Here is a 21,352-nt window from a genome sequence, read left to right on the forward strand (position 1 = left end):
GGCGCTGTGCCAGCATGGGCGGGTGCAGACGATGCCCGCCCATGCGGCCCACCACAACGACCGTGAGATAGAGACGCTCGAGGAGTTCGACGCGACCGTCGCGGCGCGCGGCACACTCGCCGGATTCCGCGTCCAGGCCGTCGACCTGTCGGACCGTACGCGCGAACTGCTCACCACCGACACGGCGGGCGCCGTCTTCCTCGGCTGCCCGATGCGCGAGGACGCCGCCGCGAAGGTCCGCGCGGCCGGCGCCCTGGTCTTCCCGCCCGTCCCGGACCTGCCCTTCGACCCGTACCGGGGCCACGTCTACTCGCCCGACGAGCTCTTCGACTCCCTGTCGGAGGGCGGTTACGAGGCCACACCCGACGCCCGCGCCTACGCCTGGTTCCAGCAGACGAAGGCGGACGGGGACATATACGCCTCCATGCTGCGCGCGATCCACGACGACTCCGTGTCGGACGCCCTCGACGAACTCCTCGCCGGGGCACGGGTGGTGGGCGTGATGGGCGGCCACGCGATGGCACGCGGCACGGCCGCGTACGCCGGTGCCGCGGTGCTCGGCCGGGAGCTGGCGCGCGCCGGGTTCACGGTCGCCACCGGCGGCGGCCCGGGCGCGATGGAGGCGGCGAACCTCGGCGCGTACGCGGCCCCGTTCGACGACGGGATGCTGGAGGACGCCCTCCTGCTCCTCGCCAAGGCACCGTCGTTCGTGCCGTCGGTCACCGACTGGGCGCGCACCGCGTTCGAGGTGCGCGACCGCTGGCCGGGCGGCGGCCGCTCGGTCGGCATCCCCACCTGGTTCTACGGCCACGAGCCCCCGAACGCCTTCGCCTCGCACCTCGCCAAGTACTTCGCCAACGCCACCCGCGAGGACGGCCTGCTGGCCCGCTCAGGCGCGGGCGTGGTCTTCCTGCCGGGCGCGGCCGGCACCGTACAGGAGATCTTCGACAACGCCACGCCGAACTACTACGAGTCGCGCGGCGAGCCCACGCCCATGGTCCTGGTCAACCGCGCGCACTGGACGGAGAAGCTGCCGACGTGGCCGCTGCTCCAGTCGCTCGCGCGGGGGCGGTCGATGGAGGCGCGGATCGCGCTGGTGGACCGGATCGAGGAGGCTCCGGAGGCGTTGAAACGTCTCGGCGGTTAATAAGAAGGCAAAGCCGACGCTTGCCATCGGCCGCCGCGTTGACACTGCTTATGCGGCACTTATAGACCTGGGAGCCTCTTGGGAGTGCTGATGCGAAGTCAGCGCCCCCTCCACCCCCCGCATTTGCGCATCCTGTAAAGGACAAACGTGGCAGTTCTGTCCAAATTCCGACGTGCGGCATCGTGCCGTACGGTCGCGCGTTCCATGCGCGTCGTCGGTGTCGCCTCCGCTGCGACCGCGCTCGCGTTCGGTGTCGCCGGCAACGCTCTCGCCTGCGACATCAGCGAGTTCTCGGCCGAAGCGAAATGCGACGGCGCCAAGGGCGTCATCACCGTCACCGACGTGGACCCCTCCGGCATCCCGGCGACCGTCACCGTCTACCTGGAGAACAACGGCGCCGATGTGAAGAAGGTCGGCGAGCAGGTGGTCAAGGGCTCGCGCGAAGGTGTCACCATCACCTTCGACGAGGACTGGAAGCCGAACGCCGAGTACCGCGTCCACGTCAAGGCCGCGGGCTATGTCGACGAGGACATCAAGCCGAACCTGATCACTCCGGCCACGGCCTGCAAGAAGGAGGAGAAGCCCCCGGCCCCGCCGGCCACGCCGACCCCGTCGGACTCCGCCTCCAGCCCGGCCGACGAGACGGACGCCCCGTCGCCGTCGGAGCCCTCGGAACCCTCGGAGCCTTCACAGAACGAGAGCACCGCACCCGCAGGCACCACCAGCAACGCGCCGTCGCCCGCGGCCGGTGACTCCAACCTCGCCGAGACCGGTGCGAGTTCCAGCACCGGGATCATCGCCGGTATCGCGGCCGTTCTGGTCGTGGTCGGCGGCGGCGCGGTGTTCTTCGGCATGCGCCGCCGTGGGACGAGCAGCGACCGCTGACGCCCCTGAACACACGGTGGCCCGCCCCTGCTTCACGGGGCGGGCCACACGTGCCACTTCACCCGAACGTGGCCCGCTCCAGCCAGAACTCCAGCAGCTCCCGCTCGCCCAGCACCTCCACCTCCGGCGCGTCCAGCGGCAGTCGGCGGTAGAAGGCCAGCAGCACGGACGTGAGCGGCCCTCGCAGCGCCACCGATGCCTTCTCATGCCCCCGCCGCCAGGCGACGCCGTCCTCGGTGAGCTCGATCACCCACTCGGCGTTCAGCTCGGGCGGCGTGTCGGTGGCGTGCAGGTGGATGCTGCGGCCGGGGCCGCGCAGCTCTCGCACCGCGTCATGGGGCATCGTGCGCTGCACGAACCCGACGATCTGCAGCCACTCGTCGATCGCGTCGGCGGCGATGTCGGGCGGGGCCTCGAAGGGCAGCCCGGCGGCGAGCGTGGCGTCGGCGCGGTGGACGGTGATCTCGTGCGTCACTCGGCGGGCCCAGAATCCGGCGTTGAGGATCCCGGCCCAGCCCCACACCTTCGCGTCCGGCCCGGCCTCCCGCAGCGTACCGACGACCTGCTCGCCCGACTCCGCCAGCCACGCGTCCAGCACGGCGGCGTCGCCGCGGACGTCCGGGCCGGCGTACCCCGGAACGCTCCCCTCGGGGATCTCCTCCTCGGCCCGGGTGCGTACCATCAGCTCCACCCAGCGCAGGGCGCCGCCCACATGCCGTACCAGGTCCTCCAGGGACCAGTCCGGGCAGGTCGGCACGGCGCCGGCCAGGTCGGCGTCGGAGGTCACGACGGCCCTCAACTGCCCGACCTGGTGGGCGATCTCGTCGCAGTAGCGGTCATGTGCGAGAAGGGTCATGGCGCCCACCCTAGGAGCGGGTCGACCGGCCGAGCACCGCGTTTTCGGCCGCGCAGGTCACGCAGTCACTCGGTCATTCCAGTCACTCGGTCATTCCAGTCGCTCCGGTCATGCCAGTCGCTCCGGTCACTCCAGCACGACGATTTCGGCCGCGTCGAACTCCACCCCGACCTCGTCCCCGACCTCCGGCGCGTCCCGCAGCGCACACGCCGCCTCCAGCCGTGGCGCGTCCTCGGGCTGGAGGTGCACGGCGACATGGGTGCCCTTGAAGGTGCGTGCCGTCACCGTGCAGCGCAGGCCCGCGTCCGCGGGCACCAGGCGGACACCGGCGGACCGTACGAGCAGCGTCCGAGTGCCCTGCGCGGCGTCCTCCGGCACGGGCACCTTGCCCCACGGCGTCACCGCGGCCCCGTCCGAGACGGTCGCCTCCACCACGTTGTCGAAACCGAGGAAGCGGGCCACGAACGCGTCGGCCGGCCGCTGCCACACCTCAAGGGGCGTCCCTGACTGGGCGATCCGCCCGTCCCGCATCACCACGACCCGGTCGGCCAGCGCGAAGGCCTCGCCCTGGTCGTGGGTCACGGCGAGCACGGTGGTGCCCAACCGGCCGAACAGCTCGCGGAGTTCGACGACCAGGCGTTCGCGGAGGGACCGGTCGAGCTGGCCGAGCGGCTCGTCGAGCATCAGCAGCCGGGGGCTGGGCGCCAGGGCCCGCGCCAGCGCCACCCGCTGCTGCTCACCACCGGACAGCGCCGCCACGGCCCGGCGGTCCGCGCCCGGCAGTCCGACGAGGTCCAGCAACTCCCTTACGCGCTCGGCCTGTTGGCGCTTCGACGCGCCGCGCGTCCGCAGCCCGAAGGCGACATTGCCGCCCACGTCCCGCTGCGGGAACAGCTGGTGGTCCTGGAACATCAGCCCGACCCCGCGTCGGTGCGCGGGCACCCCCGCCTGGTCGCGCCCGTCGAGCAACACCCTCCCGGAATCCAGGGGTTGCAGCCCGGCGACCACCCGCAGCAACGTCGACTTGCCGCTGCCGCTGGGCCCGAGGACACACACGATCTCGTGCTCGGCGACCTCCAGATCGACGGCGTCGAGCACGGTCCGCCCCCCGAAGCGAACGGTCGCGCCTGCCAGGCTCAGCAGCATCAGAACTCCCCGGTCCGGTCGGTCCGCAGCCGCTCCAGCACCAGCAGCGCCACCGCGCACACGATCATGAGAATCGTCGAGAGGGCCATCGCCTGGCCGTAGTTGAGGTCGCCGGGCCGCCCCAGCAGCCGCGCCACGGCCACCGGCAGCGTCGGGTTGTCCGGCCGCGCGATGAACACCGTCGCCCCGAACTCCCCGAGCGACACCGCGAAGGCGAACCCGGCCGCGATCAGCAGCGCCCGCCGCACCATCGGCAGGTCCACCTCTCGCCACGCCCGCCACGGCGACGCCCCGAGCACGGCCGCCGCCTCCCGCAGCCGTACGTCCACCGCCCGCAGCACCGGCAGCATGGTCCGCACGACGAAGGGAACCCCGACCAGCGCCTGCGCGAGCGGGACCAGGATCCACGAACCACGCAGGTCCAGCGGGGGTTCGTCCAGCGCGATCAGGAATCCGAAACCGACGGTCACCGCGGACACCCCGAGCGGCAGCATCAGCAGCGCGTCGAAACCGCGCACGAACCGGCCCGCGTCCCGCCGGGTGAGCGCGACGGAGGCCAGGCCGCCGATCAGCACGGCGATGGCGGTGGCGGCGAGGGCGTACTGGAGCGAATTGCCGATCGCGTCGATCGGCGGGACGAGGAAGGTCCCGCCGTCCTCGCTGGTCAGCGCCCGGTAGTAGCCGAAGCCGGGCGCGTCGAGGGAGCGCTCCACCAGCACCGCCAGCGGCAGCAGGAGCAGGACGACGATCGTGACCAGCACCCCGGCCAGCAACGCCCACTGCCCGGTCCCCTGGGGCCGCCGCGCGGTCACGGACGCGTCCACCAGCCGCAGCGCGGTCTCCCGGCGCCGGACGGTCCAGGCGTGCAGGGCGATGATCGCGCCGACCGCGACGAACTGGATCATCGTCAGGACGGCCGCCGTGGACAGGTCGAAGATCTCGGACGTCTGCCGGTAGATCTCCACTTCGAGGGTCGAGAAGGTCGGCCCGCCGAGGATCTGCACGACACCGAAGGAGGTGAAGGTGAACAGGAAGACCATCAGCGTGGCGGCGGCCACGGCGGGCATGAGCGCGGGCAGGGTGACGGTCCGCCAGGCGGCGAACCGTGACGCGCCGAGCATCCGCGCGGCCTCCTCCTGCCGCGGGTCGAGCTGCGCCCAGAGCCCGCCGACCGTCCGTACGACGACCGCGTAGTTGAAGAAGACGTGCGCGAGCAGGATCGCCCACACGGTGGTGTCCAGCCGTACGCCCCACAGCTCGTCGAGCACCCCGCCCCGCCCGACGAGCGCCAGGAACGCCGAACCGACGACGACCGTCGGCAGCACGAACGGGACGGTCACGACCGCCCGCAGGATCTGCTTGCCCCTGAAATCGAAGCGTGCGAAGACGTATGCCCCGGGGAGCGCGATCAGCAGCGTGAGCGCGGTGGAGACGAGCGCCTGCCAGGTGGTGAACCACAGCACGTGCCGGACGTCGGACTGGGCGAGGACGTCCCCGACGCGTCCGAACTGCCAGGCCCCGTCCACCTTCAGACCCCGCGCGACGATCGCGGCGACCGGGTAGGCGAAGAAGACCGCGAAGAACGCGACGGGCACGGCCATGAGCCCGAGCCGCGCCGCGCTCCCGCTCCCGGTCCCCTTACGGGTCTTCCGGGTGGCTACTTCAGTACGAGCGAGGTCCACGACTTGACCCACTCATCACGCTTGTCGGCGATCTTCGCCGGGTCCATGGTCTCGGGGTCCTTCGCCTGCGGCCCGTACTTCACGAACTCCGGCGGCACCTGGGCGCCCTCGCGCACCGGGTAGACGAACATGTTGAGCGGCATGTCCTCCTGGAACTGCTGGGTGAGCAGGAAGTCGAGGAGCGCCTTGCCGCCCTTGCTGTTCTCGGCGTTGCTCAGCAGCCCCGCGTACTCGACCTGGCGGAAGCACGTACCGGTGGCCACCCCGGTCGGCGCCGTGCTCGGCTTCGGGTCGGCGAAGACGACCTCGGCGGGCGGCGAGGAGGCGTACGACACGACGAGCGGCCGGTCGCCCCCCGCCTTCTTGCCGCTGCTGGAGCCGGAGAACTCCTCGTTGTAGGCCTGCTCCCAGCCGTCGACGACCTTCACGCCGTTGGCCTTCAGCTTCTTCCAGTAGTCCTGCCAGCCGTCGTCGCCGTACTGGGCGGCCGTGCCGAGCAGGAAGCCGAGGCCGGGCGAGGAGGTCGAGGCGTTCTCGGTGACGAGGAGGTTCCTGTACTCGGGCTTGGTCAGGTCGTCGAAGGTCTGCGGCGGGTCGAGCTTGCGGTCGGCGAAGTACTTCTTGTCGTAGTTGACGCAGATGTCGCCGGTGTCGACGGGCGTGACCCGGTGCCGGTCCTCGTCGGCCCGGTACTCGGGCTTGATCAGGTCGGAGCCCTTCGGCTCGTACGACTGGAACAGGTCGTTGTCGAGCGCGCGTGACAGCAGGGTGTTGTCGACGCCGAAGAGGACGTCGCCCTGCGGGTTGTTCTTGGTCAGGATCGCCTTGTTCACGGCCTGCCCGGCGTCGCCGTCCTTGAGGACCTTCACCTTGTAGCCGGACTGCTTCTCGAACGCGGCGATGACGTCCTTCGACGCGACCCACGAGTCGTGGCTGACGAGGGTCACGGTCTTCGAGTCGCCACCGGACCCCTGGTCGCCGTCCGACGACCCGCACGCGGCCAGGCCGCCGACCATGCCCAGCCCGACGACCACGGCCGTGAACCGCTTCTTGGTGTTGCTCACTGGATTCCTCCTGGGGTGACCAGGAAGAGACGCGGCCCTGCCCGGGACCCCTGGCAGGTGTCCCGAGCAGGGCGCAACAGCTCGAGTGATGACCGATCTCCCTACCCAGAATGACCTGGGCGAGGTTCAGAGGGTCTGCGGCCGGTGCCGCACTCTCAGCGCTGTGGCGCTCCCCTGTCGGAATATGCAGATGTACTTACACGGTACTTACGCCGGTCAGGTTACCGCTCACTCGCGGCCAGCTGACCACAGGCCCCGTCGATCTCCTGCCCACGGGTGTCCCGGACCGTCACCGGCACACCATGGGCGGCGATCGCCTCCACGAACGCCTTCTCGTCCTCGGGCCGGGACGCGGTCCACTTGGACCCGGGCGTCGGGTTCAGCGGGATCAGGTTGACGTGGACCGGCCTGCCCTTGAGCAGCCGGCCGAGCCGGTCACCGCGCCACGCCTGGTCGTTGATGTCCCGGATCAGCGCGTACTCGATGGACAGCCGCCGCCCGGACTTGGCCGCGTACTCGAACCCGGCGTCGAGCACCTCCCGCACCTTCCACCGCGTGTTGACGGGGACGAGGGTGTCGCGCAGCTCGTCGTCCGGCGCGTGCAGCGAGATGGCGAGCCGGCACTTGAAGCCCTCGTCGGCGAAGCGGTGGATGGCCGGGACGAGCCCGACCGTCGAGACGGTGATCCCGCGCTGGGACAGGCCCAGTCCGTCGGGCTCGGGGTCGGTGAGGCGACGGATGGCGCCGACGACCCGGTTGTAGTTGGCGAGCGGCTCGCCCATGCCCATGAAGACGATGTTGCTCAGCCGCGCCGGACCGCCTGGAACCTCGCCGTCCCTGAGGGCCCGCATCCCGTCCACGATCTGATGGACGATCTCGGCGGTGGACAGATTCCGGTCGAGGCCCGCCTGCCCGGTCGCGCAGAACGGGCAGTTCATGCCACAGCCCGCCTGCGAGCTGATGCACATGGTCACCCGGTCCGGATACCGCATGAGCACCGACTCGACGAGCGTCCCGTCGAACAGCCGCCACAGCGTCTTGCGCGTGGCGCCCTGGTCGGTCGACAGGTGCCGCACGACCGTCATCAGCTCGGGCAGCAGCGCCTCCTGGAGCTTGCCGCGGGAGCCGGCGGGGATGTCGGTCCACTGCTCCGGCTGGTGCGCGTACCGCGCGAAGTAGTGCTGCGAGAGCTGCTTGGCGCGAAACGGCTTCTCGCCCACCGCGGCGACGGCCTCCCTGCGCTCGGCGGGCGTGAGGTCGGCGAGGTGCCGCGGCGGCTTCTTGGCTCCGCGCGGGGCGACGAAAGTGAGTTCTCCGGGCTTGGGCATGATTCCTCAAGTGTCGCAGATCGTCCGCGGTGGCCCGCGCCCCGTCTGCGGCACTGAGGGACACGCGGCACTGAGGGCACCCGGCGTCGAGGAGAACCCGCTACTCGCCGATGTGCTCCAGCCGGTCCTTGAGCAGCTGCTCGTTGCGCGGCAGTTCCTTGCGGACCTGGGGGCGGACGACGAGCGGTACCAGGACCTTCCCCATGCCGTGGCCCTCGAAGTCGACCTCGATGGTCACGTGGGAGCGCCGCCCCTCGTCGAACGGCTCCACCTCACCGTGCACCCGGGCCCGGACGGGGCCGTCGATGCCCTTCAGCCCCCAGGTGTGCGGCGGGTCGTACTCGGTGACCTCCATGGTCATCGGGATGGTACGGCGGCCGACGTGCCGGGTGACCCGGACCCGGGAGCCGACGCCGAAGGGTCCTTCGTCGAGGCGTTCCGCGGAGACCGCGCTCAGCTGCCATTCCGGCACGTGGGAGCTGTCCGTGACGTACGCGTAGACGTCCTCGGGATTGCGGTCGACGTCGATGGTTTGTCGGATGGCGGACATGATGACCCCTTTTGCGGCGTACACCTGCATCGTCCCACCGGACGATCCCCGAGGCATCCCGGAAACGACGACGAGCCCCCGCCCACCACGGGACGGGAGCTCGCCGGGGCGGATCCGCTCAGCCCGACCCCACGAAGATCACCAGCAGCAGCCAGACGACGGGCGCGGTCGGCAGGAGCGAGTCAAGGCGGTCCATGATCCCGCCATGGCCCGGCAGCAACGTGCCCATGTCCTTGATGCCCAGGTCCCGCTTGATCATGGACTCGCCGAGGTCGCCGAGCGTGGCGCTGACCGCGACCGCGAGGCCGAGCAGCAGGCCCTGCCACCAGGTGCCGTCGTCGATCACGAGCTGCATGCACAGCGCGCCCACCACCATCGCGAACGCCACGGCACCGAGCAGGCCCTCGCGGGTCTTGCCGGGGCTGATGCGCGGCGCGAGCTTGTGCTTGCCGAAGCGCCAGCCGACGGCGTACGCGCCGGTGTCGCTGACGACGGTGAGGAGCAGGAACGTCAGAACCCGGCGGGGCCCGTCGTCGGCGGCGAGCATCATCGCGACGAACGTGGCCAGGAAGGGCACGTAGAACGCGGCGAACACGCCCGCGGTGACGTCCCTGAGGTAGTTCTCGGGCGGTTCCGTCATCCGCCAGACCAGCACGGCCAGCGCGGTGAGCCCCATGGCGACCCAGGCGCCCTCGGCGCCCCGCACGTACCCGGCGACGACCATCGCGGCACCGCCGAGCGCGAGCGGCACGAGGGGCGCCCGGATGCCCTTGCGCTCCTCCAGCCGCTTGGTCAGCTCCCACAGGCCCACCACGACGGCGACCGCGATGACGCCGACGAACACGGCCTTGACGATGAAGAGCGACGCGACGATCACCGCGCCGAGCCCGACCCCGACCCCTATCGCGGCGCTCAGGTCGCGCCCCGCGCTCTTCTTCTGCGGCTTGGGGGCCGGCTGCGAGGCGTCGGGCATGGACTCCGGATTCTGCTTCTGCTGCTGCATGTGCGGCACCTGCCCGTAGGGCGGTGCCTGGGACGTATCGTCGCGGAACGTCTCGTCTCGGAACAGAGGGCCACCCAGCCGAGCGGCCCCCCGGTCGTCATCCTGGTCTCCGCCGTGACCGGGTGCGTCGGGCACGATGGGCATGGGCCGAGTCTGCTGCGCGTCCTGCGCATCGTACGCGGGACCCGCCGGGGCCGCGCCCTGGACAGGTCCCTGGTCGGTGGGCCCCCAGTACCCGGTGTGTGGCGGCGCCCCCCAGGAAGAGTCGTTCATCAGACCTCGAGCAGCTCCGCTTCCTTGTGCTTCAGGAGCTCGTCCACCTGGGCGACGTACTTCGCGGTGGTGTCGTCGAGCTCCTTCTCCGCACGACGGCCCTCGTCCTCACCGATCTCGCCGTCCTTGATCAGCTTGTCGATGGCGTCCTTGGCCTTGCGGCGGACGGAACGGATCGAGATCTTCGCGTCCTCGCCCTTGCTCTTGGCGACCTTGATGTACTCGCGGCGGCGCTCCTCGGTCAGCTCGGGGAACACCACCCGAATGATGTTGCCGTCGTTGCTCGGGTTGACGCCCAGGTCGGAGTCGCGGATCGCCTGCTCGATGTTGCGCAGCGCGCTCTTGTCGAACGGGGTCACCACGGCCATGCGCGGCTCGGGCACCGAGAACGAGGCCAGCTGGTTGATCGGGGTCGGCGCGCCGTAGTAGTCGGCCACGATCTTGTTGAACATCGCCGGGTGCGCACGGCCGGTGCGGATCGCGGCGAAGTCCTCCTTGGCGACCACGACGGCCTTCTCCATCTTCTCCTCGGCCTCGAGGAGGGTCTCTTCGATCACCACTTGCTCCTGCGTGTCTTGAGTAGGCCCGGCTGCGGTTCCTGATGGGGGCGGCGGCCGGCTGCGTCGCGTCTTCTTCCTGCACGGTTCCCGACCGGCAGGACATTGTCCATCCCCCGGCCCGGGTCCGTCCCGTCCGTCCCCCGGACAGGTGGCGTCCGGTGGACGGGCATCCCGTGGACAGGTGTCCCGGGACCGGGATGGTTCATCCGGTCAGTCCCGGCTGTCCTGGTCACCCACCAGCGTGCCGATCTTCTCACCCTTGACGGCACGCGCGATATTGCCCTCCGTCAGAAGCTCGAAGACGACGATCGGGAGCTTGTTGTCGCGGCACAGCGTGATGGCCGTGGCGTCGGCGACCTTCAGGTCGCGCGTGATGACCTCGCCGTAGCCGAGCTGGTCGAACTTCACGGCGTCGGGGTTGGTCTTCGGGTCGGAGTCGTAGACCCCGTCGACACCGTTCTTGCCCATCAGCAGCGCCTCGGCGTCGATCTCCAGGGCGCGCTGTGCGGCGGTGGTGTCGGTGGAGAAGTACGGCATGCCCATACCGGCGCCGAAGATGACCACGCGGCCCTTCTCCAGGTGCCGTACGGCGCGCAGCGGGATGTACGGCTCGGCGACCTGCCCCATGGTGATCGCGGTCTGCACGCGGCAGTCCACGCCCTCCTTCTCCAGGAAGTCCTGCAGGGCGAGGCAGTTCATCACGGTGCCGAGCATGCCCATGTAGTCGGAGCGGGCCCGGTCCATGCCGCGCTGCTGGAGTTCGGCACCGCGGAAGAAGTTGCCGCCGCCGATGACGACCGCGATCTGCGCGCCGTCACGGACCACGGCCGCGATCTCGCGCGCGATGGCGTGCACCACGTCGGGGTCGACGCCCAGGCCCCCACCGCCGGAGAAGGCCTCTCCGGACAGCTTCAGCAGAAACCGGCCGGGTACTTTGCCGTCGTCGCTCTTCTGGGCCTTGGTGGTCATGGGGGATCCCGCCTCTTTCACGTGTTGCACATACGAAGAAGGCCATTGCCGGCGGGGCGTGTTTCACATCCCATGCGGCAATGGCCTCCTCGTCAGATCTGCTGTCGTCGGGCACGCACGCGCGCGTGACCGGGTACCCGAACGACTGCCGTCGACCCTATCGGGGTCGCGCGCCCGTCGTGGTACGGACTCAGATGCCGACCTTGATACGCGTGAAGCGCTTCAGGGTGACACCGGCCTCGTCCAGGACCTTCTGGACGGACTTCTTGTTGTCGAGCGCGTACGGCTGGCCCAGCAGCGTGGCGTCCTTGAAGAAGCCGTTGAGGCGACCCTCGACGATCTTCGGCAGGGCGGCCTCGGGCTTGCCCTCGGCGCGGGTGGTCTCTTCGGCGATGCGGCGCTCGGCCTCGACGACCTCGGCCGGGACGTCCTCCTTGGAGAGGTACTTCGGCGCGAAGGCGGCGATGTGCTGGGCGACGCCCTTGGCGACCTCGGCGTTCGGCTTGTCGAGCTCGACGAGGACACCGATCTGCGGCGGCAGGTCGGGCATCGTGCGGTGCATGTACGCCGTCACGTAGCCGTCGGAGAACTGCGCGAAGCGGTCCAGGACGATCTTCTCGCCGAGGTTGGCGTTGGCCTCGTCCACGAACGCCTGGACGGTCTTGCCGGGCTCGATCTCGGAGGCGAGCAGGGCCTCGAGGTCGGCCGGGGAGGTCTTGGCGACGTGCTCGGCGATGGCGGTGGCCACGGCCTGGAACTTGTCACCCTTGGCGACGAAGTCGGTCTCGCACTTGAGCTCGACGAGGACACCGGAGGAGTTGTCGTCAGCGATGATCGAGACCACGGCGCCGTTCTCGGCGGAGCGGCCCTCGCGCTTGGCGACGCCCTTCTGGCCCTTGATGCGGAGCGCCTCGACGGCCTTGTCGACGTTGCCCTCGGCCTCGTCCAGCGCCTTCTTGCAGTCCATCATGCCGGCGCCCGTGAGCTCGCGGAGCTTCTTGACGTCGGCGGCGGTGTAGTTCGCCATGAGTCTGTGAATCTTTCTCGAAGTCTGGAAGATCGAAGATCGGCGGGGTGCGACCCCCCGGTGCCTCCATGTGCACGGAGGCCGCTGTCCTGCCGCTGACCTACGGGTGAACGGCGGGAGCGGAGTTCACCGCGCTGGAGGCGCTGTGGGATGCAGTACCGCTCCCGCCGTCAACTCGGACGCTGACGGGTCAGGCCTGCTCGGCCTCGGCGGCCGGAGCCTCGGCGGGCTGGTCGGCCTCGGCAGCCGGAGCCTCGGCGGGCTTCTCCGCCTCGGCGGCCGGGGCGGCCTCAGCGGCCGGAGCAGCCTCGTCGGCCTTCTTCTCGCCCTCCAGCAGGTCGCGCTCCCACTCGGCGAGCGGCTCACCCGCGGCCTTGTCACCCTTGCCGGCCTCGGCGACGCCGGAACGGGCCATCAGGCCCTCGGCGACCGCGTCGGCGATCACGCGGGTGAGCAGGGTGACGGAGCGGATCGCGTCGTCGTTGCCCGGGATCTTGTAGTCGACCTCGTCGGGGTCGCAGTTGGTGTCGAGGATCGCGACGACCGGAATGTTCAGCTTCCGGGCCTCACCAACGGCGATGTGCTCCTTCTTGGTGTCCACGATCCAGACGGCGCTGGGCACCTTCTGCATCTCGCGGATACCACCGAGGGTCTTCTCCAGCTTGGCCTTCTCACGCGAGAGGACCAGGAGCTCCTTCTTGGTCAGACCGGAGGCCGCGACGTCCTCGAAGTCGATCTGCTCCAGCTCCTTCAGGCGCTGCAGACGCTTGTAGACGGTCGAGAAGTTGGTGAGCATGCCGCCCAGCCAGCGCTGGTTGACGTAGGGCATGCCGACGCGGGTGGCCTGCTCGGCGATGGCCTCCTGCGCCTGCTTCTTGGTACCGACGAACATGACCGTGCCGCCGTGGGCGACGGTCTCCTTGACGAACTCGTAGGCGCGGTCGATGTACGACAGCGACTGGAGCAGGTCGATGATGTAGATGCCGTTGCGCTCGGTGAAGATGAAGCGCTTCATCTTCGGGTTCCAACGGCGGGTCTGGTGACCGAAGTGGACGCCGCTCTCCAGCAGCTCCCGCATCGTGACGACGGCCATGGCCGTACTCTCCTTGAGTTTCTCGGTTGTGCCGCGGATGCCGGACGGCTCCCGCGCCTGACGCCCGCACTGCGCCGTTGCCACGAAGGACCGAGGGGCGCTGACACGGACCGTTTCCGGTGGCCGTGTCGGGGCGTGCGAAGTCGACCCGGTGACCCGGATCGCCACCAGAAGTGTACGGGACCGGCGAGGCGCCGGGTGACGCCGTTGTCCACAACCGGGCGGTAGTCCACAGCTCCCGGCCATGATCGGCTCGTTTCCGGAACGCTGTCGGCATGCGAACGAAGCGATGCGTGAGGGCGTGTGTACGGCTGGTGTTGCTGCTGGTCCTGACGGTGGCCACCGTGCTGGCGCCACCGCCGCACCGGTGGGTCGCGTCCGGTGCCGCCGGACCCCTACCTCCAGGAGCGGACGCCGGGGTGCCGGCCATCGGCCGGGCATGGCCCGTCGGCGTGCGCCCGCCGGTCCTGCGCGGCTGGGAACCCCCGGCGACCCCGTACGGCCGGGGCCACCGGGGCGTCGACCTCGCGGCAGCACCGGGCACACCCGTACGGGCGGTGGCGGCGGGCCGGGTGTCCTTCGCGGGCCGGGTGGCCGGGAAGGGGGTTGTCTCCGTGGAGCTGACCGGGACGGGCGATCCACCGTTGCGGACGACGTACGAGCCGGTGACGGCGGCGGTGAAGAAGGGCGAGGAGGTAGCGCCGGGTGAGGTGATCGGCACGGTCGAGCCGACCGGCTCGCACTGCACGGCTACGTGCGTGCACTGGGGCTTGCTGAGAGGCGAGACCTACCTGGACCCGCTCGCCCTGCTGCCGCCGTGGCTCCTGCACAGGGGTCCGTCGCGGCTGCTGCCGGTGTCGGGTGTGCCGCTGCCCTCGTAGCTGGTGGTACTCGCGATCCGCGGGCATACGTGCCGCCGAGGACCGCACGCGTCCCGTTGAAGGGCGGCACCCCGCAGCGCCGGGCTGCGCGACCCACCCCGCCCCAGCCCCAGCCGACGTCAGCCCCGCACACCCCGCAGAGCCATACGGACCGCCGCCTCCGCGATCACCGCCGGCTCCTCCGCGGCCCCCAGCTCAATCCTGCGCACAGCCGCGTCGACAACCCCCTGCAGCAACATCGCCGCCAGCCGGGGCTCCGCATGCCCCAGCTCCCCCAGCGCCTCGACGATCATCGCGACGAGCCCGCCGTGCGCCGCCCGGATCTTCTCCCGGGCCCCGGCGTCCAGCTCACTCGCGGAGATCGCGACCACGGCCCGGTGCCGCTGGTCCCCGACCAGCTCCAGCTGCTTGCGCACATACGCCTCGACCTTGGCCTCAGGTGCAGTGGCCTGCTCCATCGCCGCCGCGACTTCCGCAGCCCAGACCGGGAAGTCGACCGTGCACAACTCCTCGACCACGGCCGCCCGCGACCGGAAGTACTCGTACACGGACGAGCGCGCGAGCCCCGTGCGCTCGGCCAGGGCCGGGAAGGTCAGCGCCTCCGTCCCGCCCTCGGACAACAGGGAGCGTGCCGCGTCCAGCAGGGCGGCACGCTGCATCGACCGGTGCTCGGCCACGGAGGCCGCTCGAATCCTTGGCACCTCAACCACTTTACGGACGCGCCACCCCGGACGGGAGTCACTCTCCGGCCCGGCCCGCGGCTCACCGCCCGAAGCTCGCCAGTTTCGCCCGCAGCTGCAGCACGGACTTGGTGTGGATCTGGCTGACCCGGCTCTCGGTCACGCCCAGCACGTTCCCGATCTCGGCCAGCGTCAGCCCCTCGTAGTAGTACAGGGTGACGACGGTCTTCTCCCGTTCGGGCAGCGTGTTGATCGCCCGCGCCAGGAACCGCCGCAGCTCCCGGTCCTCGGCCACCTCGACGGGATTGTCGGCGGCGGTGTCCTCCAACGTGTCCATGAAGCTCAGGCCGTCGCCGCTCTCGCCGCCATGCAGCAGCTCCTCCAGAGCGACGACGTTGGCCAGCGACAACTGGCTGAAGACGGCGTGGAGTTCGTCGATCGCGATGCCCATTTCGGCGGCGACCTCGCTCTCTGTCGGCGTGCGCCGCAGCCGCGCCTCCAGCGTCGCGTACGCGCGCTCCACGTTGCGCGCCTTCTGCCGCACCGACCGCGGGATCCAGTCCAGGGCCCGCAGCTCGTCGATCATGGCTCCGCGGATCCGGGTGATCGCGTACGTCTCGAACTTGATCTCACGGTCGATGTCGAACTTCTCGATCGCGTCGATCAGCCCGAACACCCCGGAGGAGACGAAGTCCGCCTGGTCGACGTTGGGCGGGAGCCCCACGCTGACCCGGCCCGCGACGTACTTCACGAGCGGCGAGTAGTGCAGGATCAGCTGCTCCCGCAGCCGCTCGTCCCCCGTCGCCTTGTACGACCGCCACAGCTCGTCGAGCGTCGAGGGAGCGGGCGGCCGCACGTTGCCACCGTCACGGGCGGCTGGGGGGATGGCCGCCCGGTCGGACCCGGAGGTGTGCTGGGGCATTCGTCGCCTTGTGCCGTTCTGCTGTGGAGTGGTGATGCCTGGGTGAGCTGTCTGTCTGATGTCGAGTTGCCTGTCCGTGTCGGTATCCTCGTGAGCGTAGCGTGACTGCGGTGTCGCGGTGCGCGAGGAGCGGACGTGGGAGCGTGCGCAGATACGTTCCGCAGGGCGTCCCGTCAGGGCATGAAGGTCGCTCTGCGTGATCATCAGAGCGACCCAACTGAGCGAATTTCCAAGGGGTGTCGGGGTTCCCCCGGACGGCCGAACACGCTCGGTCAGCAGGGGCTGCGGCCGCCGCGGACGGAGGTCACCGCCTGGCGTGTCAACTTCCAGCCATCGCCGTGTCGTTCGACGTAACCGAGTGCTCTGAGTTCGTACAGTCTCGCGATCGCGTCGTCCGGTGTGGTCTGCGCGCCGCGGGCGATCTCGGTGGCCCGGGCCGCCCGGCGCGTCGGCAGCGCGGCGAGCACCTGGCGGGTGACCGGCCCCAGCAGGTCCCGCGGCAGCACCGGTCCGCGGCGCTCCGGGGCCAGCTCACCGATGTCGCCGACCAGTTCGACGACGTCAGCGGCGTCGGTGACCAGGACCGCCTCGCCGCGCAGCAGTTCGTGCACGCCCGCGGACAGACCGCTGGTGACCGGGCCGGGTACCCCCATCGTGTGACGGCCGAGGCGCTGGGCCGCCCGTGCCGTGACCAGCGAGCCGCTGCGGTGGGCGGCCTCGACGACCACGGTGCCCCTGGTGAGCGCGGCGATCACCCGATTGCGCAGGATGAACCTGCTCGGCGTCGGATGCTCCCCGGGTGGCAACTCGCCGACCACCAGGCCTTGTTCGGCGATCCTGGTGATCAGCTCGGTGTGGCCGCGCGGGTAGGGCCGGTCGACACCGCAGGCCAGGACGGCGACGGTGGCGCCGCCCGCGCCGAGAGCACCGCGGTGGGCGGCGCCGTCGACCCCGTAGGCGCCGCCGGACACCACGACCCACCCCTGCTCGGCGAGCCCGGCGGCGAGGTCGGCCGCCATATGGGCCCCGTACTCGGTACAGGCCCGCGCCCCGACGACGGCCACCGACCTGAGCGCCCACATCCGCAGGCTGGGCCCACCGCGCACCCACAGCCCCAGGGGCCGGGCGTCCCCCAGATCATCGAGCTGCCCGGGCCACTCGGCGTCCCCGGGACACACGAACCGCACCCCGGCGTCCCGCGCGACGGCGAGATCCCTGTCCGGCTCGGCCTGCTCGGCCCTGGCCAGCAGCCCCGCCCACCGCTTGCCGCTCACCCCCGGTAGAGGCCGGCTGCCCTCCCGCATCCGCCGGGCCACCTCCCGCACCCCGAACTCCCGCACCCACCGCCCACCGGCCTCGTCGCCGGGCTCGATGACACGGGTGAGGAAGATCCGCGCGAGCAGTTCGCCGTCCGCTTCGCCGGCGGGGTTCATGTCAGCGCCCCGATGGCCATGGGGACGCCCCGCGGCACTCCGGTGCGCAGTTGCAGGGCCAGGGCGACGTCCGTCGCGTCGGGCCGGTCGTGGCCGACGAGGTCGGCGACGGTCCAGGCGACGCGCAGGACCCGGTCGAGTCCGCGGGCGGTGAGGACGCCTCGCTCCAGGCTGTGCTCGGCCTCGTCCATGGCGCCGGGTACGGCGTACCAGCGGCTGAGCAGTTCCCGTCCGGGGATCTCGCTGTTGGTGCGCCACGGAGTGCCGGCCAAGCGCGCCGCGGCCCGCTCCCGGGCCGCTCGCACCCGGTCGGCGACCACCGCGGTGGACTCGCCGCGTGCGCCGCACGCGGTCAGTTCGCTGCGGGTGACGTGGTCCACCTCGACACGGAGGTCGACCCGGTCGAGCAGCGGGCCGGACAGCCTGGCCTGGTAGCGGCGGATCGCCGAGGGCGGGCACTCGCACAGGGCGTCCTTCTGCGAGAAGCGCCCGCACGGGCAGGGGTTGGCCGCGAGGACCATCAGGAACTTCGCGGGGAAGCGCACGACGCCCGCACTGCGCGCGATCACGACGTGCCCCGCCTCCAGCGGCTGGCGCAGGGCGTCCAGTGCCTGGCTGTTGAACTCCGGCGTCTCGTCCAGGAAGAGCACGCCCCGGTGGGACAGGGACACGGCACCGGGCCGCGCGATGCCGGGGCCGCCGCCGACGAGCGCCTGCATCGTGGCCGAGTGGTGCGGGGCGCAGTAGGGGGCCACGTCGATCAGGGGTTTGCCCGGGGGCAGCAGGCCGGCCACCGAGTGCACCGCCGTGACCTCCAGCGACTCCTGCCGGCTGAGCCGGGGCAGGATGCCGGGCAGCCGCTCGGCGAGCATCGTCTTGCCGGCTCCGGGCGGTCCCTCCAGGAACAGGTGGTGTCCGCCCGCTGCGGCGACCTCCACCGCCGTACGCGCCGAGATCTGGCCCACCACGTCCGCGAGGTCGTGGCCGTGGTCGTGCTGTGCCGCGCCGACGCTGTGCATGCCGGTGGCCGCGCCCGTGCCGGGCATCCGCAGTCCGGCCAGGAGCGGGTCCGGGCGGCCCTGCTCGTCCGGCTCCTCGTCGGGGACGGGCTCGTCCGCGAGGACCGCGATCAGCTGGCGCAGGCTGCGCACGCCCAGCACGGACACCCCGGGCACGAGGGACGCCTCGGCGGCCGCGCACTCCGGCACGACCACCTGCTCGTACCCCGCGTCCGCCGCCGCCAGCACCGCCGGCAGCACTCCCCGGACCGGCCGTACCCGGCCGTCCAGCCCCAGCTCCCCGATCATCACGATGTCGGCGAGCACCCGGGGATCGATGCGCTCGGCAGCCCCCAGGACCGCCGCGGCGACGGCGAGGTCGAAGCCGCTGCCGCTCTTGGGGACGGACGCCGGGCTCAGGCCCACTGTCAGCTTCTTCTGGGGCCAGGCGGCCCCGGAGTTGACGACCGCGGCCCGCACCCGGTCCCGGCTCTCCGTCAGGCTCTTGTCGGGCAGACCCACCAGCGTGAACGCCGCGACGCCCGGTTCCAGGTCGGCCTGGACCTCGACGACCACGCCCTCGACGCCCACCAGCGCCACCGAGCACGTACGAGCGAACCCCATCTCAGGCCACCCCCCGAGCGTGCTCCACCACGGGCGCGCCGCGGGCCGGCAGCAGCACGCCCACCACGTCGATGCGCACCCCGCCGGGCGGCGCTCCCCCGTGTTCCTGCAGCCAGCGTTCCGCCAGGCCCCGCAGCCGCTCCGCCTTGCCCGGCGTGACCGCCGCCATGGGGTGCTGGAACGGGCCTGCCCTGCGGGTCTTCACCTCGCAGACGACCAGGACGTCCCCGTCCCTGGCCACGATGTCGATCTCCCCGGTCCTGCCACAGCGCCAGTTGCGCTCCAGGACCGTCATCCCGGCCTCGGCCAGCCGCCGCGCGGCCAGCGTCTCGCCGTACCTGCCGAGTGCACTGCGTGCCCGATGTGCGTTCATGTCGGCACCACCTCCGGCGCCAACCGTCACGCATCCGGCTCCACGAAGTGGATCTTGGTGGACTACTCGGCGGTTGTGGACAACTCCGTCACCCACACGGGTGACGGCAGCTCTGCCGTCAGCCGCCCGGCAGTTCCAGATCGCTCTTGTTCAGCTCCTCGATGTTCACGTCCTTGAATGTGAGGACCCGTACCTGCTTCACGAAACGCGCCGGCCGGTACATGTCCCACACCCAGGCGTCCGCCATGGACACCTCGAAGAACACCTCACCCTGGACCGAGTGCACCTGCATCTCGTAGTCGTTGGTGAGGTAGAAGCGCCGCTCGGTCTCGATCACGTATTTGAACAGACCGACGACATCGCGGTACTCCCGGTAGAGCTTGAGCTCCATCTCGGTCTCGTACTTCTCGAGGTCCTCGGCGCTCATGGCATGTTCCCCTTCAGCCGTGCGATCCCACCATTGTGCGCCAGTCCCGTGAGCCCCTAGACAATTTCGGGGTCAAGGGTCACGGGCCCGGCCGGGGGCCCTTCGTCGAGCAGTGTGCGCAGTAGCTCGGCGAGTCTGGTCGGATACACCGTCTCATGTGCCCGGGTCAGTTCCTGACACGTCCACCAGCGCGCTCCGGCGACACTGCGCCGCTCCAGCTCGGTCAGGCCCGTGGCCTCGGTCGCCGTGCGGTGCGTACGGGCCAGGTAGTACCACTCGTCCTGGTCCCAGCGGCGGCCCGCGAACGGGAAGGAGCACCTCCGCCGCCACAGCACCGGGCCGAGCTCGACCTCCGTGATGCCGGTCTCCTCGGCGAGTTCCCGCAGGGCGGCCTGTTCACGGGTCTCGTCGCCCTCCACACCGCCGCCGGGCGTGAACCACCAGTCGTCGGCCGGATCGTCCGGCTCGTGGCCGTGCAGCAGCAGGATGCGGTCCCGCGGGTCGAGGAGCACGACCCGGGCGACCTTGCGCAGCCCGCCCTCGTACGTGTCCTGCCCCGTCGGCGCCGTCTCAGCGGACACCGGTGGGCTCCGCGCTCACCCGGGTACGGGCCGCGCCCGCGCGCTTGGCGAGGGGGCCGTACGCGGCCCCGCCGAGCACGAGCACGGCGCCGGCGATCACCAGGGCGACGATCATACGAAGCGGGCCGGGTGAGGAGAGGGCGCCGAGTGTCTCGAAGCCGGTGGGGCTCTTCAGCATGCCGTCCATGGGCCAGACGACGGCGTCGACCCGGGCCTCGACGGCGGTACGGGAGACCGTGCCGCTGGCCGCGTCGGTGAGGTGGGCGGTGGAGTCCACGGAGTTGCCGCGCTCGTCGCCGAGCAGGAACAGGCGGCCCTTGGGGACGGTCACGGTCGGGAAGTTGCTGACCTCGGCCGCGGTGCCCTCAGGGAGATACGGTTCGTCGATCTCCTTGCCGTTGACCTTGAGCTTGCCGTCCTGGCAGCAGGAGACGGTGTCTCCGCCGACGGCGACCACGCGCTTGACCATCGGCACGTCGGCCCAGGTCGCGTCCTTGAAGACGACGACGTCACCGCGGCGTATCGCACCGCCGTCGACGCGCTGCGCCAGCACCCGGTCGCCGGCCGCGATCGTCGGGGACATCGAGCTGGTGGGCACGGTGTACGGCCGGTAGACCACGGCTCCCCAGGCGAAGCCCCCGAGGAACAGGACCAGGCCCAGCGCCACGGCCAGCCCGGACAGCCGCTGCCCGGTCCGGCTGCCCGCCGGGCCACCGTTCGCGCCGCCGCCCTGCGGAGCCGTACGCGTCGTGCTCTCGACACCCATGGATCCGCACCCTACCCGGCGGTACCGAAGCGGGCCCAGTCACCTGGCGGACTTGGATCGGTCGGGGGTGAGGCCCCGGGCCCG

The 21,352-nt window shown here is 71.0% G+C and carries 22 protein-coding genes; 3 read left to right on the forward strand and 19 right to left on the reverse strand.

What is annotated here, in order from left to right; translation table 11 throughout:
- Positions 1-22 precede the first annotated feature (22 nt).
- Together ACYVMZ_RS26270 and ACYVMZ_RS26275 are read left to right on the forward strand one after the other, a co-directional pair.
- Positions 23-1,147: an LOG family protein gene (locus ACYVMZ_RS26270; protein ID WP_461083765.1), complete on the forward strand. Its 1,125-nt coding sequence runs from the start codon at positions 23-25 to the stop codon at positions 1,145-1,147.
- 204 nt (positions 1,148-1,351) lie between these two features.
- The gene (locus tag ACYVMZ_RS26275; RefSeq protein ID WP_461083767.1) at positions 1,352-2,032 is read left to right on the forward strand and encodes an LAETG motif-containing sortase-dependent surface protein; all 681 of its coding nucleotides are present in this window, start codon (positions 1,352-1,354) and stop codon (positions 2,030-2,032) included.
- Positions 2,033-2,090: 58 nt separating this feature from the next.
- Here ACYVMZ_RS26275 and ACYVMZ_RS26280 read toward each other — a convergent pair whose 3' ends face one another.
- The 11 genes from ACYVMZ_RS26280 to rpsB form a co-directional block, all read right to left on the reverse strand.
- Complete coding sequence (locus tag ACYVMZ_RS26280; protein WP_461083769.1) at positions 2,091-2,888, reverse strand: maleylpyruvate isomerase family mycothiol-dependent enzyme; 798 nt, start codon at positions 2,886-2,888, stop codon at positions 2,091-2,093.
- A 126-nt stretch (positions 2,889-3,014) separates the two neighbouring features.
- Positions 3,015-4,034 (reverse strand): ABC transporter ATP-binding protein, encoded by a 1,020-nt coding sequence (locus ACYVMZ_RS26285; protein WP_461083771.1) that lies wholly within the window; start codon positions 4,032-4,034, stop codon positions 3,015-3,017.
- Positions 4,034-5,716: an ABC transporter permease gene (locus ACYVMZ_RS26290; RefSeq protein WP_461083773.1), complete on the reverse strand. Its 1,683-nt coding sequence runs from the start codon at positions 5,714-5,716 to the stop codon at positions 4,034-4,036. Before ACYVMZ_RS26290 ends, ACYVMZ_RS26285 begins: the two co-directional genes overlap by 1 nt.
- Complete coding sequence (locus tag ACYVMZ_RS26295; RefSeq protein ID WP_461083868.1) at positions 5,692-6,732, reverse strand: thiamine ABC transporter substrate-binding protein; 1,041 nt, start codon at positions 6,730-6,732, stop codon at positions 5,692-5,694. The genes ACYVMZ_RS26290 and ACYVMZ_RS26295 overlap by 25 nt, the downstream gene beginning before the upstream one ends.
- Positions 6,733-7,001: 269 nt before the next feature.
- Positions 7,002-8,108, reverse strand: coding sequence for a dual-specificity RNA methyltransferase RlmN (rlmN, locus tag ACYVMZ_RS26300; protein ID WP_461083775.1), 1,107 nt, complete (start codon positions 8,106-8,108; stop codon positions 7,002-7,004).
- 100 nt (positions 8,109-8,208) lie between these two features.
- A complete protein-coding gene (locus tag ACYVMZ_RS26305; protein ID WP_461083777.1) occupies positions 8,209-8,658 on the reverse strand; it encodes an SRPBCC family protein in 450 nt (149 codons plus the stop codon).
- Between the two features lie 118 nt (positions 8,659-8,776).
- Positions 8,777-9,934: a phosphatidate cytidylyltransferase gene (locus tag ACYVMZ_RS26310; RefSeq protein ID WP_461083779.1), complete on the reverse strand. Its 1,158-nt coding sequence runs from the start codon at positions 9,932-9,934 to the stop codon at positions 8,777-8,779.
- Positions 9,934-10,491, reverse strand: coding sequence for a ribosome recycling factor (gene frr, locus ACYVMZ_RS26315; protein WP_461083781.1), 558 nt, complete (start codon positions 10,489-10,491; stop codon positions 9,934-9,936). The genes ACYVMZ_RS26310 and frr overlap by 1 nt, the downstream gene beginning before the upstream one ends.
- Before the next feature lie 213 nt (positions 10,492-10,704).
- Complete coding sequence (gene pyrH / locus ACYVMZ_RS26320; protein ID WP_461083783.1) at positions 10,705-11,463, reverse strand: UMP kinase; 759 nt, start codon at positions 11,461-11,463, stop codon at positions 10,705-10,707.
- Positions 11,464-11,653: 190 nt separating this feature from the next.
- On the reverse strand, positions 11,654-12,490 hold the full coding sequence (gene tsf, locus ACYVMZ_RS26325) for a translation elongation factor Ts (protein WP_461083785.1): 837 nt from the start codon (positions 12,488-12,490) through the stop codon (positions 11,654-11,656).
- A 190-nt stretch (positions 12,491-12,680) separates the two neighbouring features.
- Entirely contained in the window at positions 12,681-13,583 is a 903-nt protein-coding gene (rpsB, locus tag ACYVMZ_RS26330) for a 30S ribosomal protein S2 (protein WP_461083787.1), read from the reverse strand.
- 275 nt (positions 13,584-13,858) lie between these two features.
- Here rpsB and ACYVMZ_RS26335 point away from each other — a divergent pair, with 275 nt between their 5' ends.
- Entirely contained in the window at positions 13,859-14,464 is a 606-nt protein-coding gene (locus ACYVMZ_RS26335) for a M23 family metallopeptidase (protein WP_461083789.1), read from the forward strand.
- A 119-nt stretch (positions 14,465-14,583) separates the two neighbouring features.
- Here the strand turns inward: ACYVMZ_RS26335 and ACYVMZ_RS26340 are convergent, their stop codons facing one another.
- From ACYVMZ_RS26340 to lepB, 8 genes are all read right to left on the reverse strand, one after another.
- Positions 14,584-15,141 (reverse strand): TetR/AcrR family transcriptional regulator, encoded by a 558-nt coding sequence (locus tag ACYVMZ_RS26340; RefSeq protein ID WP_461083870.1) that lies wholly within the window; start codon positions 15,139-15,141, stop codon positions 14,584-14,586.
- 85 nt (positions 15,142-15,226) lie between these two features.
- Positions 15,227-16,066: an RNA polymerase sigma factor WhiG gene (whiG, locus tag ACYVMZ_RS26345; RefSeq protein ID WP_461083791.1), complete on the reverse strand. Its 840-nt coding sequence runs from the start codon at positions 16,064-16,066 to the stop codon at positions 15,227-15,229.
- 272 nt (positions 16,067-16,338) lie between these two features.
- Complete coding sequence (dprA, locus tag ACYVMZ_RS26350; RefSeq protein ID WP_461083793.1) at positions 16,339-17,499, reverse strand: DNA-processing protein DprA; 1,161 nt, start codon at positions 17,497-17,499, stop codon at positions 16,339-16,341.
- Positions 17,496-19,121: a YifB family Mg chelatase-like AAA ATPase gene (locus tag ACYVMZ_RS26355; protein WP_461083795.1), complete on the reverse strand. Its 1,626-nt coding sequence runs from the start codon at positions 19,119-19,121 to the stop codon at positions 17,496-17,498. Before ACYVMZ_RS26355 ends, dprA begins: the two co-directional genes overlap by 4 nt.
- A 1-nt stretch (position 19,122) precedes the next feature.
- Positions 19,123-19,524 carry a YraN family protein gene (locus ACYVMZ_RS26360; protein ID WP_461083797.1) on the reverse strand — a complete coding sequence of 134 codons (402 nt, stop codon included), beginning with the start codon at positions 19,522-19,524 and terminating at the stop codon, positions 19,123-19,125.
- 88 nt (positions 19,525-19,612) lie between these two features.
- Positions 19,613-19,921, reverse strand: coding sequence for a DUF2469 domain-containing protein (locus ACYVMZ_RS26365; protein WP_003965949.1), 309 nt, complete (start codon positions 19,919-19,921; stop codon positions 19,613-19,615).
- Positions 19,922-19,977: 56 nt separating this feature from the next.
- Entirely contained in the window at positions 19,978-20,502 is a 525-nt protein-coding gene (locus ACYVMZ_RS26370) for an NUDIX hydrolase (protein WP_461083799.1), read from the reverse strand.
- Complete coding sequence (gene lepB / locus ACYVMZ_RS26375) at positions 20,492-21,268, reverse strand: signal peptidase I (protein ID WP_461083801.1); 777 nt, start codon at positions 21,266-21,268, stop codon at positions 20,492-20,494. Before lepB ends, ACYVMZ_RS26370 begins: the two co-directional genes overlap by 11 nt.
- Positions 21,269-21,352 lie beyond the last annotated feature (84 nt).

It is taken from the genome of Streptomyces deserti, assembly GCF_054782695.1.

Bases quoted from the DNA above. Each gene is read 5' to 3' on its own strand.
- whiG (WP_461083791.1), bottom strand. From the start codon at position 16,066: ATGCCCCAGCACACCTCCGGGTCCGACCGGGCGGCCATCCCCCCAGCC.
- ACYVMZ_RS26275 (WP_461083767.1), top strand. From the start codon at position 1,352: ATGCGCGTCGTCGGTGTCGCCTCCGCTGCGACCGCGCTCGCGTTCGGT.
- rpsB (WP_461083787.1), bottom strand. From the start codon at position 13,583: ATGGCCGTCGTCACGATGCGGGAGCTGCTGGAGAGCGGCGTCCACTTC.
- dprA (WP_461083793.1), bottom strand. From the start codon at position 17,499: ATGAACCCCGCCGGCGAAGCGGACGGCGAACTGCTCGCGCGGATCTTC.
- ACYVMZ_RS26305 (WP_461083777.1), bottom strand. From the start codon at position 8,658: ATGTCCGCCATCCGACAAACCATCGACGTCGACCGCAATCCCGAGGAC.
- ACYVMZ_RS26295 (WP_461083868.1), bottom strand. From the start codon at position 6,732: ATGGTCGGCGGCCTGGCCGCGTGCGGGTCGTCGGACGGCGACCAGGGG.
- ACYVMZ_RS26280 (WP_461083769.1), bottom strand. From the start codon at position 2,888: ATGACCCTTCTCGCACATGACCGCTACTGCGACGAGATCGCCCACCAG.
- ACYVMZ_RS26355 (WP_461083795.1), bottom strand. From the start codon at position 19,121: ATGGGGTTCGCTCGTACGTGCTCGGTGGCGCTGGTGGGCGTCGAGGGC.
- ACYVMZ_RS26365 (WP_003965949.1), bottom strand. From the start codon at position 19,921: ATGAGCGCCGAGGACCTCGAGAAGTACGAGACCGAGATGGAGCTCAAG.
- ACYVMZ_RS26310 (WP_461083779.1), bottom strand. From the start codon at position 9,934: ATGAACGACTCTTCCTGGGGGGCGCCGCCACACACCGGGTACTGGGGG.
- pyrH (WP_461083783.1), bottom strand. From the start codon at position 11,463: ATGACCACCAAGGCCCAGAAGAGCGACGACGGCAAAGTACCCGGCCGG.
- tsf (WP_461083785.1), bottom strand. From the start codon at position 12,490: ATGGCGAACTACACCGCCGCCGACGTCAAGAAGCTCCGCGAGCTCACG.
- rlmN (WP_461083775.1), bottom strand. From the start codon at position 8,108: ATGCCCAAGCCCGGAGAACTCACTTTCGTCGCCCCGCGCGGAGCCAAG.
- ACYVMZ_RS26335 (WP_461083789.1), top strand. From the start codon at position 13,859: ATGCGAACGAAGCGATGCGTGAGGGCGTGTGTACGGCTGGTGTTGCTG.
- ACYVMZ_RS26285 (WP_461083771.1), bottom strand. From the start codon at position 4,034: ATGCTGCTGAGCCTGGCAGGCGCGACCGTTCGCTTCGGGGGGCGGACC.
- lepB (WP_461083801.1), bottom strand. From the start codon at position 21,268: ATGGGTGTCGAGAGCACGACGCGTACGGCTCCGCAGGGCGGCGGCGCG.